Origin of the sequence: Pseudoalteromonas sp. TAE56 (assembly GCF_000497955.1) — a bacterium.
Lineage (GTDB): Bacteria > Pseudomonadota > Gammaproteobacteria > Enterobacterales > Alteromonadaceae > Pseudoalteromonas.
Map to the genome: position 1 here is coordinate 21,268 of NZ_AUTN01000101.1, position 14,723 is coordinate 35,990.

At 38.6% G+C, this 14,723-nt stretch carries 14 protein-coding genes; 5 read left to right on the top strand and 9 right to left on the bottom strand.

Going from position 1 to position 14,723, the window contains the following annotated elements:
• The first annotated feature begins 171 nt into the window (after positions 1 to 171).
• Positions 172 to 2,763 carry a TonB-dependent receptor gene (locus L656_RS0110525; protein WP_024599181.1) on the top strand — a complete coding sequence of 864 codons (2,592 nt, stop codon included), beginning with the start codon at positions 172 to 174 and terminating at the stop codon, positions 2,761 to 2,763.
• 53 nt (positions 2,764 to 2,816) lie between these two features.
• On the opposite strand, the gene L656_RS0110530 is transcribed toward L656_RS0110525, so the two are convergent.
• Together L656_RS0110530 and fadR are read right to left on the bottom strand one after the other, a co-directional pair.
• Positions 2,817 to 3,422 carry a peroxiredoxin gene (locus L656_RS0110530; protein ID WP_007378637.1) on the bottom strand — a complete coding sequence of 202 codons (606 nt, stop codon included), beginning with the start codon at positions 3,420 to 3,422 and terminating at the stop codon, positions 2,817 to 2,819.
• A 363-nt stretch (positions 3,423 to 3,785) separates the two neighbouring features.
• Positions 3,786 to 4,499, bottom strand: a complete 714-nt coding sequence (gene fadR, locus L656_RS0110535; protein ID WP_004335692.1) for a fatty acid metabolism transcriptional regulator FadR — start codon at positions 4,497 to 4,499, stop codon at positions 3,786 to 3,788.
• Between the two features lie 386 nt (positions 4,500 to 4,885).
• On the opposite strand from fadR, the gene dsbB reads away from it, so the two are divergent.
• Positions 4,886 to 5,404 (top strand): disulfide bond formation protein DsbB, encoded by a 519-nt coding sequence (dsbB, locus tag L656_RS0110540; RefSeq protein ID WP_024599182.1) that lies wholly within the window; start codon positions 4,886 to 4,888, stop codon positions 5,402 to 5,404.
• A gap of 1 nt (position 5,405) precedes the next feature.
• A complete protein-coding gene (locus L656_RS0110545; protein WP_024599183.1) occupies positions 5,406 to 5,708 on the top strand; it encodes a DUF6170 family protein in 303 nt (100 codons plus the stop codon).
• Between the two features lie 24 nt (positions 5,709 to 5,732).
• Here L656_RS0110545 and L656_RS0110550 read toward each other — a convergent pair whose 3' ends face one another.
• Positions 5,733 to 6,029 (bottom strand): ComEA family DNA-binding protein, encoded by a 297-nt coding sequence (locus L656_RS0110550; protein WP_024599184.1) that lies wholly within the window; start codon positions 6,027 to 6,029, stop codon positions 5,733 to 5,735.
• Positions 6,030 to 6,343: 314 nt separating this feature from the next.
• Here L656_RS0110550 and L656_RS0110555 point away from each other — a divergent pair, with 314 nt between their 5' ends.
• Positions 6,344 to 6,661: a YebG family protein gene (locus L656_RS0110555; RefSeq protein WP_007584105.1), complete on the top strand. Its 318-nt coding sequence runs from the start codon at positions 6,344 to 6,346 to the stop codon at positions 6,659 to 6,661.
• Positions 6,662 to 6,938: 277 nt separating this feature from the next.
• On the opposite strand, the gene putP is transcribed toward L656_RS0110555, so the two are convergent.
• Positions 6,939 to 8,417: a sodium/proline symporter PutP gene (putP, locus tag L656_RS0110560; protein WP_024599185.1), complete on the bottom strand. Its 1,479-nt coding sequence runs from the start codon at positions 8,415 to 8,417 to the stop codon at positions 6,939 to 6,941.
• Positions 8,418 to 8,749: 332 nt separating this feature from the next.
• Here putP and L656_RS0110570 point away from each other — a divergent pair, with 332 nt between their 5' ends.
• On the top strand, positions 8,750 to 9,976 hold the full coding sequence (locus L656_RS0110570; protein ID WP_024599186.1) for an EAL and HDOD domain-containing protein: 1,227 nt from the start codon (positions 8,750 to 8,752) through the stop codon (positions 9,974 to 9,976).
• A 62-nt stretch (positions 9,977 to 10,038) separates the two neighbouring features.
• Here the strand turns inward: L656_RS0110570 and L656_RS0110575 are convergent, their stop codons facing one another.
• The 5 genes from L656_RS0110575 to L656_RS0110595 all read right to left on the bottom strand — a co-directional run.
• Complete coding sequence (locus L656_RS0110575) at positions 10,039 to 10,770, bottom strand: MlaA family lipoprotein (protein WP_024599187.1); 732 nt, start codon at positions 10,768 to 10,770, stop codon at positions 10,039 to 10,041.
• A gap of 9 nt (positions 10,771 to 10,779) precedes the next feature.
• Positions 10,780 to 12,033 (bottom strand): c-type cytochrome biogenesis protein CcmI, encoded by a 1,254-nt coding sequence (gene ccmI / locus L656_RS0110580; protein WP_024599188.1) that lies wholly within the window; start codon positions 12,031 to 12,033, stop codon positions 10,780 to 10,782.
• The gene (locus tag L656_RS0110585; protein WP_024599189.1) at positions 12,034 to 12,495 is read right to left on the bottom strand and encodes a cytochrome c-type biogenesis protein; all 462 of its coding nucleotides are present in this window, start codon (positions 12,493 to 12,495) and stop codon (positions 12,034 to 12,036) included. It lies immediately after the preceding gene.
• The gene (locus L656_RS0110590) at positions 12,495 to 13,064 is read right to left on the bottom strand and encodes a redoxin family protein (RefSeq protein WP_024599190.1); all 570 of its coding nucleotides are present in this window, start codon (positions 13,062 to 13,064) and stop codon (positions 12,495 to 12,497) included. Before L656_RS0110590 ends, L656_RS0110585 begins: the two co-directional genes overlap by 1 nt.
• A partial coding sequence (locus L656_RS0110595) for a heme lyase CcmF/NrfE family subunit (protein ID WP_024599191.1) occupies positions 13,061 to 14,723 on the bottom strand: 1,663 nt, incomplete at its 5' end. The genes L656_RS0110590 and L656_RS0110595, both read right to left, overlap by 4 nt.

Sequence of the window (14,723 nt, forward strand, 5' to 3'; positions counted from 1 at the left end):
CTTAGTTCCACCTAGAAAAAAGTGTAAATAAGGTTATAAAACCCACAAAAAAGCATTGAAACTAATACTTAAATCACAAATTAAGCTAATTGCTAACACTTAAGTTACATGATATTAATACCCGCGCTTGTTAAGCAAATAATTTTATAATATATCAACAAGGACTTAAGGATGAAGCAATCAACTGCATTTACACCAAGCATTATTGTGGGCGCAACACTCGCATTATCAGCAGGTTTTACAACAACGGCTTACGCAGCTGAAGAAGCTAAAAAAGTAGAGCGAATTCAGGTTACTGGTTCTCGTATTAAGCGAACGGATATTGAAGGGCCTTCTCCGGTACAATCGATCGGTAGAGCTGAAATCGAAAACATGGGTTACGATAACTTGCAGCAGCTTCTAGAAAGAATGCCTGTAGCAGGTAGCGGTACTTTCTCTACTCGTGGTAACAACCAAGATTCAACCGCTAACGGTTCAGCTGCAGTAAGCTTACGTGGCTTAGGAGCCGATGCAACACTCGTACTGATCAATGGCCGCCGTGTATCAATTAGTGCCTTTGCTGAAGGTATCACCAACTCATTTGTAGATATAAACAGTATCCCTGTTTCTGCTATTGAGCGCATAGATATACTCAAAGATGGCGCATCAGCAATCTACGGCTCAGATGCAGTAGCGGGTGTAGTTAACGTTATTTTAAAGAAAGATATTGATGGTGTTGAGATTAACCTAGGCTATGGCGGTACTGATGGTCCAAGTTATGAAGAAACAACAGCAAGCCTAGTTTGGGGTACTACAAGCGAAAAAAGTAGTGCATCTGTTATTATCGATTACTTTAAAAACACATCTCTTTCTTCTGATGAAATGGGCAGCCTTGGCACTGCAAACCAAGCACCTTATGGTGGTGAAGATTTCCGTTCATCTCGTGGTTTCCCGGGCTACTTTTACGTAGATGGCGTTAAAACAATCGACCCTGCCTGTCCTGCTGAAAATGCAACTTCAAGTGGTAGCTGCTTATTTGATTACGGCCCATATGGATATGTTGCCCCAGCATCTGAGCGTGTAGGCGCTATTTCACAATTTGAATACCGCTTTGATAACGGCATTACTGGCTTTTTAGAAATGGCTGTTCAGCATAATAGCTCTGTCGCTGCTGGTGCACCAACACCACTTGATGAAGATGCAGGCCTTACTGTACCCGCTAGTCATCCAAACAATCCATTTGGTGAAGATATTCAAATTGGTCGCTACCGTACAGTAGATGCTGGTGCTCGCCAATGGGACATTGAGTCAGATACCTTACGCTTTGTTGCAGGGTTGAAGGGCGAAATAAACGATTGGAGCTGGGAGACTGCGGTACAAAAAGGTCGCAGTAAATCACTACAAACTGGCGATCGTACACAAGGCTGGGTACGCACCGATTTCTTACAACAAGAAATTGATGCCGGTAACTATAATCCATTCGGTGGCACATATAACGACCCTGCTGTAATTGACAGAATCACAACCAGCTTAGTACGTCGCGGTGAGTCTCATATGACCTCTTTTGACGCTAACATTACAGGTGAAGCGTTTAGTTTTGGTGGTGAAGCTGTAATGATGGCCGCCGGTATTGAGTACCGTGAAGAAGATGTAAATGATATCCCTGATGATCAATTTCAACGTGGCTTAATATTTGGTACTGAATCAGTATCAGCTTCTGCTGATCGTGAACAATACGCTGCATATGTTGAATTCTCAATCCCGCTTGCTGAAAACCTCGAACTACAATTAGCAGGTCGTTACGATGATTATAGCGACTTTGGTACAACAACAAATCCAAAAATAGCTTTGCGCTGGGCACCAACTGACGAAGTAACTGTTCGTGGTTCTTGGGCGCAAGGCTTTAGAGCGCCTTCGCTAGCGCAAATAGGCTTAGGTCCGTCGCAAAAAAGCCAATTCTTTGTTGATACGCAGCGCTGTGAACAAACGGGATTAGATTGCCAAGCACTTGATTATAACATTGAGTTCTCTGGTAACCCTGATTTACAAGCAGAAGAGTCAGAATCATGGAACATGGGCGTTATCTGGGCACCTACAGCTGAGTTTGGTTTAAGTGTTGATGTATGGAGTATTACTCAAGATAACAAAATCGATGAAGAAGAATTTGGTCCTATTTATGCAGCAGAATGCGGTAACCAAAATAGTACTGTATGTGTTCGTTTAGCCCCTACAGGCGGTGCAAGCTTAGGCACAATACAAAAAATACACAGCACATTTAAAAATTTATCATCGCAGGAAGTATCTGGTGTTGATGTTTCAGCAAACTATAACCACTCTCTTGATGACTTAGGTTTACTTAAATTCAATCTAGAGTGGGCATATCAAGATAAGTTTGAAAAAGATGGTCGTGATTACACGGGTGAATATGGCTACCCAGAGCATCGCTTTATTTTCTCAACCAACTGGGAGATTGGTGAGTTTAACACCAACGTAAATATCAGTTATGTAGGTGAATTTGAAGATACGCCTGATATCGACTTTGATGGCAATTTAGACTTTGATAGTAATACTTCACGTATGATTGACTCGCAAACGCTTGTTGATTTACAAACGTCGTACCGTATTACTGAGTCAGCTAAAATATCACTAGGTGTTAATAACTTATTTGATGAAGAGCCACCATTTGCAATTGGTGATGGCGATGGCGATTTATACGGTTATGCATCAGCTGTGCATAACCCTCGTGGCCGCTACTTGTACACTAAAGTAAGCTTTTCTTTCTAAATAAAAGACACAAAAAAACNTGGCGGTTTTTTTATTTAAAACTAAGGGCTAGATTATAGCTCGCCTTCATTTTCAGATAAGAACTTAGCAACGCCTTCAGGGCTTGCGTCCATACCTTTTTTACCTTCAGTCCAACCAGCAGGACATACTTCACCGTGCTCAGTGTGGAACGCTAACGCGTCAACCATGCGAAGCATTTCGTCGATGTTACGACCTAGTGGTAAATCGTTCACTACTTGATGACGTACATTGCCTTCTTCGTCGATTAAGAATGAACCACGAAATGCAACACCCGCTTCTGGATGCTCAACGTCATACGCTTTACAAATTTCGTGTTTAACGTCTGCAACTAGTGCGTATTGAACTTTACCAATACCGCCGTCTGCAACAGCAGTGTTACGCCATGCGTTATGTGAGAATTGTGAATCGATAGAAACACCAATTACTTCTACGCCACGCTTTTGAAACTCTTCAAAACGCTTATCAAATGCAATAAGTTCAGAAGGACATACAAACGTGAAATCTAGTGGGTAAAAGAAGATAACTGCTTTTTTACCTTTAATGGTTTCATGAAGATTATAGCTATCTACGATTTCACCGTTACCAAGAACAGCTGCAGCGGTAAAGTCTGGTGCCTGGCGGCCTACTAATACACCCATTTTATTCTCCAAATATTTTGAGTTTGTTTTCAATTGCTTTCGCAATGCTGGTACTTATATGGGCGCTAAAAATTAAAAACCAATAGCGCATACATATAATTAATTGGCATTCTAAAGTTATTCACCACAAAAGAACAATCGCATTTAACGATGTGAGCAATCGAAAATAACGAACACTTACAACTTGCACAAATTTGCTTGAATAGTATGTATATTTTGAAATGTAAACTGCGTTGTAATTAGATAGAGCTTTGGACGTTACTGAAGAAGAGTCAGTACGTTAAATTGTTTAAAAATCATATAATGTGGTATTAATTTTTACAGATACAAAAAAACCTGCAAATGCAGGTTTCTCGTTTAGATTTAATCCATTATATCTGAGGGCATATCGCCACGGATTTTTTGCCAAATCTCACCTGTTTGATGACCGTATTTACGCATCATCGAAATAGCGCCATCGTGCTCTTTATTTTCTGCCAAAATTGTTAAATCTTTATAAAACTGACGAGCAAGTTCACGAGTTCCGGCATCAGAGAAATAATGACAACCAATCTTTGAATAAAAGCCCCTAAAACCGTTGAGTATTAATACATAAATACGGTTATTACCCGCAACGGCTAATTCGTGATGAACTTTATAATCGTAGTCAGCAAATGCCTGCGCAGTGTCTTCTAGCTCATGGCTTTGTGATAAAATTTCAATTACACGTTCAGGATTTAACTTAATTGCAGCACGTGTATAAATAGCACTAATATTAGTACGTGCAGATAAAAGCTGATCTGTCAGCTCTGGCATCTTGTCTTCATCTAAGCGCGCTAATGTTTCAAGAATATTTAAGCCTGACGTTTCCCAAAAGTTATTTACTTTTGTCGGTTTACCATGCTGAATTGTTAACCAACCATCACGTGCTAAACGCTGTAATACTTCTCTCAAGGTCGTTCTTGTAACACCAATTAACTCTGAAAGTTCTCGCTCGGCAGGTAGAATTGAACCTGGAGGGAAATCGCCGTTCCAAATAGATTCAACTATATATTCTTCAGCAAATCCTGCTGGGCTTTTCGCTTTAAAAATTCTCATCCAGTTCCCACTCGAATTAATCAACACTCATCGTTTTACACGAATAACTGACTGATTGTACCAGACGAAGCATAACTAACAAGTAAAGTCAGGTATATTAATAAGCAAATGAGTAGAAATTAAAGATTAATAAATAATAAAATTTATATTTTTATAATTTAGCTAAACTGCACAGTTCTACTGGTAATATTCATCGTAGGTACATTGTTATTTGTTATGTATTAATGAGGCCTAATAGATCATCATGTCGCCCCTATTGGGGCATTACCGAGTAGTCACTAATTTCATCTTAAAAAAAGTGACTTCGGTAGCTTTTTTTTCCTTTTTGTTGCTGCATACTTTATCCTGCGTCATAATCTAACGTCTTATTAAAACGCGGAATTTTTATGAACTGGCTTGCGCAATTACCCACCCAACGTACCCCATGGCTTTTATTTACAGCCATCGTTTTTTTACTGGAAGTGACCGCTCTTTTCTTTCAATACCAAATGGGGTTAGCGCCTTGCATAATGTGCATATACCAACGCACCGCTGTACTAGGCTTATTAGGTGCAGGAATTATAGGTTCGACTAAACCACAGAGCAAAACAGTTCGTATACTTGCGTATGTAATTTGGGGGATATCGAGTGTTTGGGGATATTTAATTGCTCGCGAACATATTGATATGCAAACCACCACAGATCCTTTTGCATTCAGCTGTGAGTTTGAGCCAAACTTCCCGTCATTTATGCCGTTACATGAATGGATACCTAGCTTTTTTCAAGCAACCGGGGATTGTGGAAATATAGATTGGCAATTTGTTGGCTTGAGCATGCCTGCTTGGATGGAAATTATATTTGGGGTTTTCTCACTAACACTATTTATTATAGTTATTGGCCGTTTATTAATTAAAAAGTCGATTTGATATGTTTACATTTTTTTCAAGCCAATTAGATGAGCTTAAACATCTAAAAGTACGCAAGCGTCAGGACGTAATAGCACTTTCGTTAAGTATGCTATCGCCAATAGATAAAGTTTTACTACGTATTATAAAATTATTGTTACTTAGCCCATTATTTTTAATATTTACGGTATTTGAAGGCTGGATATTAATCCCTTTTTTGATACTTGGTGGGCTTTGCTATCCGCTACTAACAACACCTATTGAAATTAACTTTGCTAAAAAGCACTTAAGCGATGCGCTAAAACAACTTAATCAGGGCGTATAACGCCCTGATTATTCCTTACTCGCTTTAAAGTGATATTTTCCCTTCTAATTTGGCTAATAGTTTTTTACCAATTCCTTTAACTTGTGATAAATCACTGACGCTTTTAAATTCGCCGTTTTCCTCTCGGTAATCCACAATTGCCTGCGCTTTTTTCTTTCCTATGCCAGGTAGCTTAGCAAGCATCTCAGCATCTGCATTATTTATACTAATTGTCTCAACATGAGGCATTTGCTTAGTTACTTCCGATAATTGTGCATATACGGTAGTTGCAGGTAGTAGGCATAATAAGCTTATAATTAATAAATTTTTTAACGTTTTCATCAAACTTGTCCTTATTCTTCTTTTCTTAATTTTGAATGTTGCTCAGGAAAACTAAAAAATAAGGAACTGTAAAGCTCATCACTTAAAGTGTACCTAAACGCATTATCACTATGATCCGAAATCCTGAAAATGCAGCTGGTACAACAAAGTGATTGCTTAACTAAAGTAAAGTTACCGTTTTTTGTCAAATTTAAGACACCTAAAAATTAATACTTCGCGCTTGCAAATTTACGCCCAAACCATTACTGTACATAAAAACAGTAATCTAATGGTTTTTACAAACCACGGTGCCAAGCAATTTTGCAGGAGAAATCATGGCTGTTGTTGTTAAATATGTTGTAGAACGAAACGGAGTCGAGCGTATGACGTTTACTACCAAAAAAGAAGCTGATGCTTATGACAAGATGCTCGATATAGCAGAATCACTTGAGCTAATGCTAGAAAAGGTAGACGTACCGCTTAGTGAGCAACAAATTGAATCACTTGCTTTAGAAATAGCGAAAAGCAAAGATGACTTTATGACCATACTAAAGGGCGGTAAAGATCCAGTTGTTACCAAAGCGCCAGCAAAAAGTAAAAAGTCAGATAACGTTGCATCAATTGAAGATAACAACGATAAAAAAGCAAGTTAACTCGTAGATTGCCCTTTCCTCGGTCGGGACAAACTAAATAAAAAAAGGGAGCAACTAAGTTGCTCCCTTTTTTATTATACCAATTCGCTTTATTAAGTGATCTATTTTGAGGGTGGAAAAACGTATTGATAGCCAGTCAAAAAATTCGCTATTTAGTTGTTCTAAATGATAATTTTTCAACACAGGTAGTGACACGTTTAGCCCCGCAAAATGATTAAGTATTATTGCGGATTGGTATTAATTTACTACCCATTCAAAAATGGGCAGTAATTACTATTTAAAGCTCTTTTTCTACTTCATCAAATAAAGCGGTAATGTTTTTCTCAGGCTCTTTTGTAACTAAGCTAACAACAATAATTGCGATGCTCGCTAAAATAAAGCCTGGTACTATTTCGTACATAAAGCTGCTTAAGCCTTCACCATTTATAGTAAATGGTCCATATATCCAAATTAGTACAGTAAACGCACCTACTAACATACCTGATAAGGCGCCAGCAAAATTCATACGTTTCCAATAAAGGCTAAACAATACAAGTGGTCCAAACGCAGCTCCAAAGCCAGCCCAGGCATTACTTACTAAATCTAATATAGAGCTATCTCTGTCGTAAGCCAAGTAAATAGCAAACATAGCAACTATGGCTACACTAATACGGCCAACAGCAACTAGTTCTTTATCGCTAGCATCTTTACGTAAGAATGTTTTATAGAAATCTTCTGTTAATGAGCTTGAACTAACAAGTAACTGTGAAGAAATTGTACTCATAATGGCAGCTAAAATTGCAGCTAATAAAAAGCCAGCAATAAGTGGGTGAAACAATAACTCAGAAAGAATTAAGAAAATCGTTTCAGGATCTTCAACTACAATATTATTCTCATAAGTATAAGCAGCACCAAATATACCAGTACCAACAGCACCAATGGCAGCAACAATCATCCATGTCATACCAATACGGCGTGCTTTAGGCATATCTTTAACACTACGTACTGACATAAAGCGAACAATGATATGTGGTTGGCCAAAATAACCTAAGCCCCAGGCCATTGCAGAAATAATACCTAATGCAGAGCCTGCACCAATCCAGTTAAGCATATCTGGGTTTACGCTATGCAGAGTTGACTCTAGGGGTTGTTCTAGTAAAGAGTATGCAACGGTAGGCACAAGAATAAGTGCAATGAACATAATACAACCTTGCACAAAGTCAGTTAAGCTAACCGCTAAAAAACCGCCAAACAAAGTATATAAAACAACTACACCTGTCGTAATGTATAAACCCATTTCATAACTTAGACCAAATGAGCTTTCAAACAGCTTTCCGCCGGCTACAACACCTGATGACGTATAAAGGGTAAAGAAGACGATAATTACTATAGCTGATACAACACGTAATAAGTTTGACTTATCATTGAAGCGATTTGAAAAGTAATCTGGGATTGTTATAGAGTCATTTGCTTTTTCAGTGTACACACGTAATCTAGGTGCAACTAACAGGTAATTTAACCAAGCACCAATCACCAAGCCAATTGCTATCCATGTACTACTAAAACCAGTAACAAACATCGCACCAGGTAGGCCCATTAAAATCCAGCCACTCATATCCGATGCACCCGCAGACAGTGCAGCAACGCTTGGAGATAGATTTCGTCCACCTAACATGTAACCAGATACATCGTCAGTAGATTGCTTATATGCATATAGTCCGATACCTAACATTACAACAAAATATAATGCTAGTGAAATAATCATTCCTGTTTCCAAATTAGCCTCCGCATAATTATTAATAACAGGCTCTTAATCCGAATATTGACTCTTAAAATATTATAATAAAGACACTATTAGGATAAAAACCATTCTCGCTGACTATATCATGCTTAATAATAAAATCTCCAACTTGTTGCCCCCAGCTGATACAAAAATACTCATGTTGAATAATTTTAAAGCTAATTGGTAAAATATAATAAATTAAATACAAGAAACTCCTTAATTTATAATGATAATTTATTAATCATGCAAATATACGTAATGCTATTTTGAATCTTTTGCCATATATTATTACAATACCTAATTACATCACTCTTACGGAACTGTTTATGTATTTTTACGCTGCACGTCAACCGATTTTAGACAGAGATAAAAAGCTCATCGGATATGAGCTTTTATTTCGTGATGGCGTTGATAACGTATTTCCCGATATAGATGGTGACGAAGCAACAACACGACTTATTGAGGGAAGCCAGTTTAATTTTGGTTTAGAAGATTTAACCGATAATAAACCTGCCTATATAAATTTCACCCTAGAAACGCTGTCAAAGGGTTATCCTACTCTGCTAGGTAAAGATACAATAGTTGTAGAAATACTTGAAACGATTCAGCCTGGTAAGCGTTTATTAGCTATTGTTAAAGATTTAAAAGATAAAGGTTACACTATTGCTCTTGATGATTATATTCATCAACCTGTATGGCGTCATTTTTACCCGTTCATTGATATCATTAAAATAGACTTTTTAACATGCGATATAGATACAATAAAAACGGTTCTTAACGATTTAAAACCACACTCGCATATTAAGTTACTTGCCGAAAAAGTTGAAACCTACGAAATTTACCAACAAGCTTTAGAGCTTGGGTTTGATTATTTCCAAGGGTTTTTCTTCTCAAAACCTGAAATGGTACAAAGTAAGGCTTTACCGCCTTCAGAAATGGCATTAGCTGAATTACTCTACGAAACATCAAACATTGATATGGATCTTAAAAAAATCACTGACGTGTTTGAACGTGATGTAAATCTGTCTTATAAGTTACTTAGGTATTCAAATTCTGCCGCATTTGCTCGCCGCGCTGAAATAAGTACCATTAAGCAAGCCCTTATAGTGCTTGGTGCCAATGAAATTAAAAAGCTATTGTCACTACTGTTTGCAGCACAAGTATCTGCAGATAAACCTGTAGAGCTAATTAGGCTATCGCTTACACGCGCTCGATTTGCTGAATTACTGGCTATATCCCACGGACAATTTAAAGACACTGGCATGGCGTTTTTAACCGGTATGATGTCTCTTATGGATGCAATTTTGGATGAGAGCATGGAAAGCGTCATGAAAAAACTTCCACTTTCTAATGATATAAAAACAGCGCTATTAAACGACGAAGGCTTATTGGCAAAATACTTAAACTTAGTTAAGTATTATGAACAAGCAAATTGGTCTGCCGCAAACGAACTAACGAAAGAACTAAACCTAGGTAAAAAAGTTCCCGATGCCTATCATGAAGCACTAGCTTGGGTTAATGAACAAATGCAGTTAATAGTTAACGAAAAATAAATATCTAAACAGCAAACAATAACGCCAGCATTTAGCTGGCGTTTTTGTGAGTGGCTTTTCAATTATAAACTTTCTAAAAAGTCTTCATCAAAATCAGCTGGCTCTTCTTTAATTGGCGGGTTGCCGTCGTACAGTTCATAAATTTGACGCTGAAAGTAAATATCTTTTACAAATAAGTACGGATCAAGTGAATCATTTAATAACCCCTCTTGTGGGATTAATGATGCACGTGCCTCAACTGCTTTTAAAACAAACACTAGAATAGTTTGTGGAGTCGTTAGCGCAACTTCAGGTAATACAAAGTTGTCGACTACATCACCAGTCAGATTACGTGCTGTTGTGGGACCCATGCCTGGTAGCATTAAATAAGCGCCATCACCCACCCCCCATACACCCAACGTTTGTCCAAAGTCTTCATCTACAATTTCAAGGCCTAATGAGCTAGCAACATCAAAAATACCAAAAATACCAACTGTAGAGTTAACTAAAAATCGCGCTAAGCTCACACTTGCATTACCCGACTTACCTTGCAAACCCGCATTAATCATATCGACAGGCGCTGTAATATTACCTGTAAAATTAACAATACCGTTTCTTACCGGTACAGGCGTTACTTCAACATAACCTACAGCAACGGGGCGCAATAAATAAGCATCCAATACATCCATATTAAAATCGTATAACGGACGATTAATACTTTGCAGCGGATCTCTGTCATCTACTTTGCTTTGTGGTACTTGAGCACACCCGGCTAGTATCAATAAACATAAAAAAGTAAAACTGTGTTTTAACATCTAACGTCCTTAAGGTATTAATGTATCAATTTGAAGTTGGTAGTCACTTACACTTTCACGCTTTAACGACTCTGAATGACCTTCTAGCTCACCAGAACTTGGCATAACAGAGTCATCTATAGAGATACGCGCTGAAATAATAATATTTTCTGCACTAGACAAGTTTAGCCCAGCAACCATTGCACTACTATCACTCAACTCAACTGTAATTGGAAATGAATATTTAGCGAGCTTAACAGCAGCTAGCGGCATTGGCGAACCACTTGCTGCTTTTGCAAATATAAACAAAATACCGTCTTTTGGCTGTTTATCTATAAGCTCTTTTGCAATGTCGACTGTAACTGCAATAGCACCCGTTGTATTAGTAACTGGCATAACAGAGCCTTCCGTTTGCATTTGCTGCTCAATATCACTAATACGCTCGGAAATCATGCTATAACGAGAATCATTTTTTTCCATACTGGCAAGTAAAACTTCAAATGCAGCTTTAGCTTGAGGCCAATCTTTACGTTCATAGGCAATAAGTGCTAATAACGAAATTGCATCTAAATTGGTAGGCTCAACTTTCAGTACTTTTGAGAGCATACCTGCCGCACGAGTCATATTAGCTTCGCTGCCTTCTAGTAATAAAACTTGGCTATAACTAATAAGTACCTGCATATTATCAGGATTCATACGTAGTGCTTTGTCAAATGACTGCTGCGCCATGTCAAATTCATTAAGCGACATAGCAACTCGCCCAAGTAGCATCCAAGCAACTTCATCATCGCCAGAACGACTAAGCTTAGTACGAAGTGCCAAAGCAAAAGCCTGCAGCTCATTTTGGCTAAGCGGCTCACCTTTTTGCATTACAGCACGTTCACCATAATCAGCTAAATTATCCATTGCATCATGCCAAGCCGAAATTTGCTGCTGGCTACCCGTTAGACCATAAAAAACGCCTGTTAGAGCAAGAACAAAAGCGCCACCCGTTAAAGCAAAAATACGATTATTACCTTTGCTGTTTAGTGATTTTTCTGGTGATAACTCATTCAATAAGCGACGTTTTAATTCAACAATTGATTCTGCATGACTTACGCCATCAATACGTTGATTATCTAAATCAGTTTGTAAATCAACTAAACGCTGCTCATAAATGCTAATTAGCTCAGCATTGGCATTATGAGTAATTGTTTGAACGCGCTCTTTTTTTAAAAAAGGCAACATCACAAATCCAAGAGCAACCAGTGTGAGTAAAGCAAAACACGCCCACATTAATATCATTTAACTTTGCTCCTGACGTTTATTTTGTTCAATTAGCTTAGCTAACAGCATTTCGTCGTCGCTGCTCCACGTTTGTTTTACTGATGCTTTTCGTTGACGAATAACAATAAATCCAAAGCCGACTATTACAATTAATACAGGTAATACCCAAAGTACTAAAGTAGCGGGTGTAACGGGTGGGTCGTAATGAACAAAATAACCAAAGCGGTCTATCATGTAATCAATCACTTCGTCTTTGCTCTTACCTTCTTTCACCAGTACGAGTACTTTATCGCGTAAATCTTTAGCAACAACGGCGTCTGAATCAGCAATATTCTGATTTTGACATTTAGGGCAACGTAGCTCTTTAGTTAGCTCTTCAAATAGTATTGCTTGTTTATTGTTATCAAATTGATAGCGATCTTGCTCTGCAAACGCACCCATGCTCACAAAAAGACTAAGTGTAAGTAAAAACCACTTCATTATTTAAGCTCCTGCATAATTGGCGCAAATTTAGCTCGCCATACTCGCGGGTTTATATCACCTGTATGGTGCAGTAAAATAGTGCCGTTTTTATCAACTAAAAATGTCTCAGGCGCACCCGAGACACCTAAATCCAACGACAAAGTACGGTGTAAGTCTAAAATATTAAATTGATATGGGTCGCCCGCACGTTGTAGCATATCAGTCACCTCTGTACGAAGTGATTGCATATTAAATGGGCCATCAAAGTCAGCGTCGTAACCTTGTACGTAATAAAGCCCAATAATTTTAACGCCTTGCTCACGTAATTTAGTTAAATAGCCAAGTTCAACTAAACATGTCGGGCACCAAGTACCCCACACGTTTAATAAGTAAACTTCGCCTTTTAACGACTCGTTAGTCCACTCTTTATTGTCTTGCATCAAATCTGGTAAATTAAATGCGGGCATTTCTTGGCCTAACCGCCCCGTTTGAATTTCACGAGGGTTAGCAAAAAGTCCTTGGTATAAAAACACACAAACAAATGCAAATACTAAAAGCGGCGCGAGTGCTAAAATTTTACGGTTCATAAAACACTCTCCGGTGCATCTTTACGGGCTGTTTTAGCTGATGTACGGTAGCGTTTATCAAACAAAATCATGAAACCTGCAAATGACATAAGCACACCACCAATCCATATCCAGCGTACAAATGGTTTATGATAAATGCGAAGTGACCATGCATCACCACTTAACTGCTCACCTAACGCTAAATATAAATCACGTTTAAAACCGGCATCTATTGCTGCCTCAGTCATAAACTGCATACCTATATCATATTTACGTTTTTCAGCATGTAAGCGTGTTACCAGCTCATCGTTTTTAAGCACCGATACAACGCCCGCATGGCCGCTGTAGTTTGGTCCGCGAATAGTTTTAACACCATCAAAGCGATATTCATACTCATTAAGCTGTGCGGTTTCACCCGGTTTCATTGATACGTCACGCTCTACTGAATAAGCAGAGGTCAGTGTTACGCCCGCAATAATAAATGCAATACCAATATGCCCAAGCACCATCGCCCAGTAACTGACAGTAAAGCGTTTTAAACCTTCTTTTAATGTGCCGTGCACTGCGGCTTTGGTGTAAATATCAATCCCTGTTGATATTGCAATCCACACTGCAAGCGTTGTCGCTAATAATGTAAGAGGCTTTACTAAATCGTAACTTGAGAACAACCAAGCGCAGGTAATCACGACACTTGCTAATACACCCATTAATATTTTGTTTTGTAAGAAAGCCCATTTATTTTGCTTCCAACGTAAAAGTGGTCCTATTCCCATCAAAATAGCAAAAGGGACCAAAATTATTGCAAACATCTTATTAAAAAACGGTTCACCAATAGAAATGCTACCTAAGCCCATTTCTTTATGAACCATTGGCAATAAAGTGCCTAACATAACAATTAATGTAGCAACGACTAAAAATATATTATTGAGCCATAACGCAACTTCGCGTGATACGAGCTTATATCGACCTTCACTGTGCACTTGTGATACACGCATTGCATATAATGCCAAGCCACCACCTACAACTACGCCTAAAAAGGCGAGTATAAATAAGCCTCTATCTGGGTCAGTCGCAAAAGCATGTACCGATACAATAATACCCGAACGTACAATAAACGTACCCAGCAAGCTTAAAGAGAATGCTGCAATCGCGAGTAACACTGTCCATGATTTAAATATACCGCGCTTTTCTGTCACACTTAATGAATGCAGTAATGCAGTTGCAACAAGCCAAGGCATAAGCGCTGCATTCTCTACAGGATCCCAAAACCACCAGCCGCCCCAGCCTAGTTCTGAATACGCCCACCAGCTACCAATAGTAAGACCTAAACCTAAGAATCCCCATGCTGTCATCGTCCACGGGCGTGACCATTTAGCCCATGTATTATCAAGTTTACCGGTTAATAATGCAGCTATAGCAAAAGAGAAAGCAACCGAAAGACCTACATAACCCATGTACAGTAATGGTGGATGAATAATCATTCCAGGATCTTGAAGCAGCGGATTCAAATCTCGCCCTTCTACTGGAAAATAAGGAAGTAGACGCTCAAATGGGCTTGAAAGCAGCAAGGTGTACATCATAAAACCTACACCTAAAAAGCCAAGCACACCCAATACGCGAGCACGTAGTACCCAAGGTAATGATTTAGAACGCGCTGCAACAGCGGCAGTCCAACCCGCC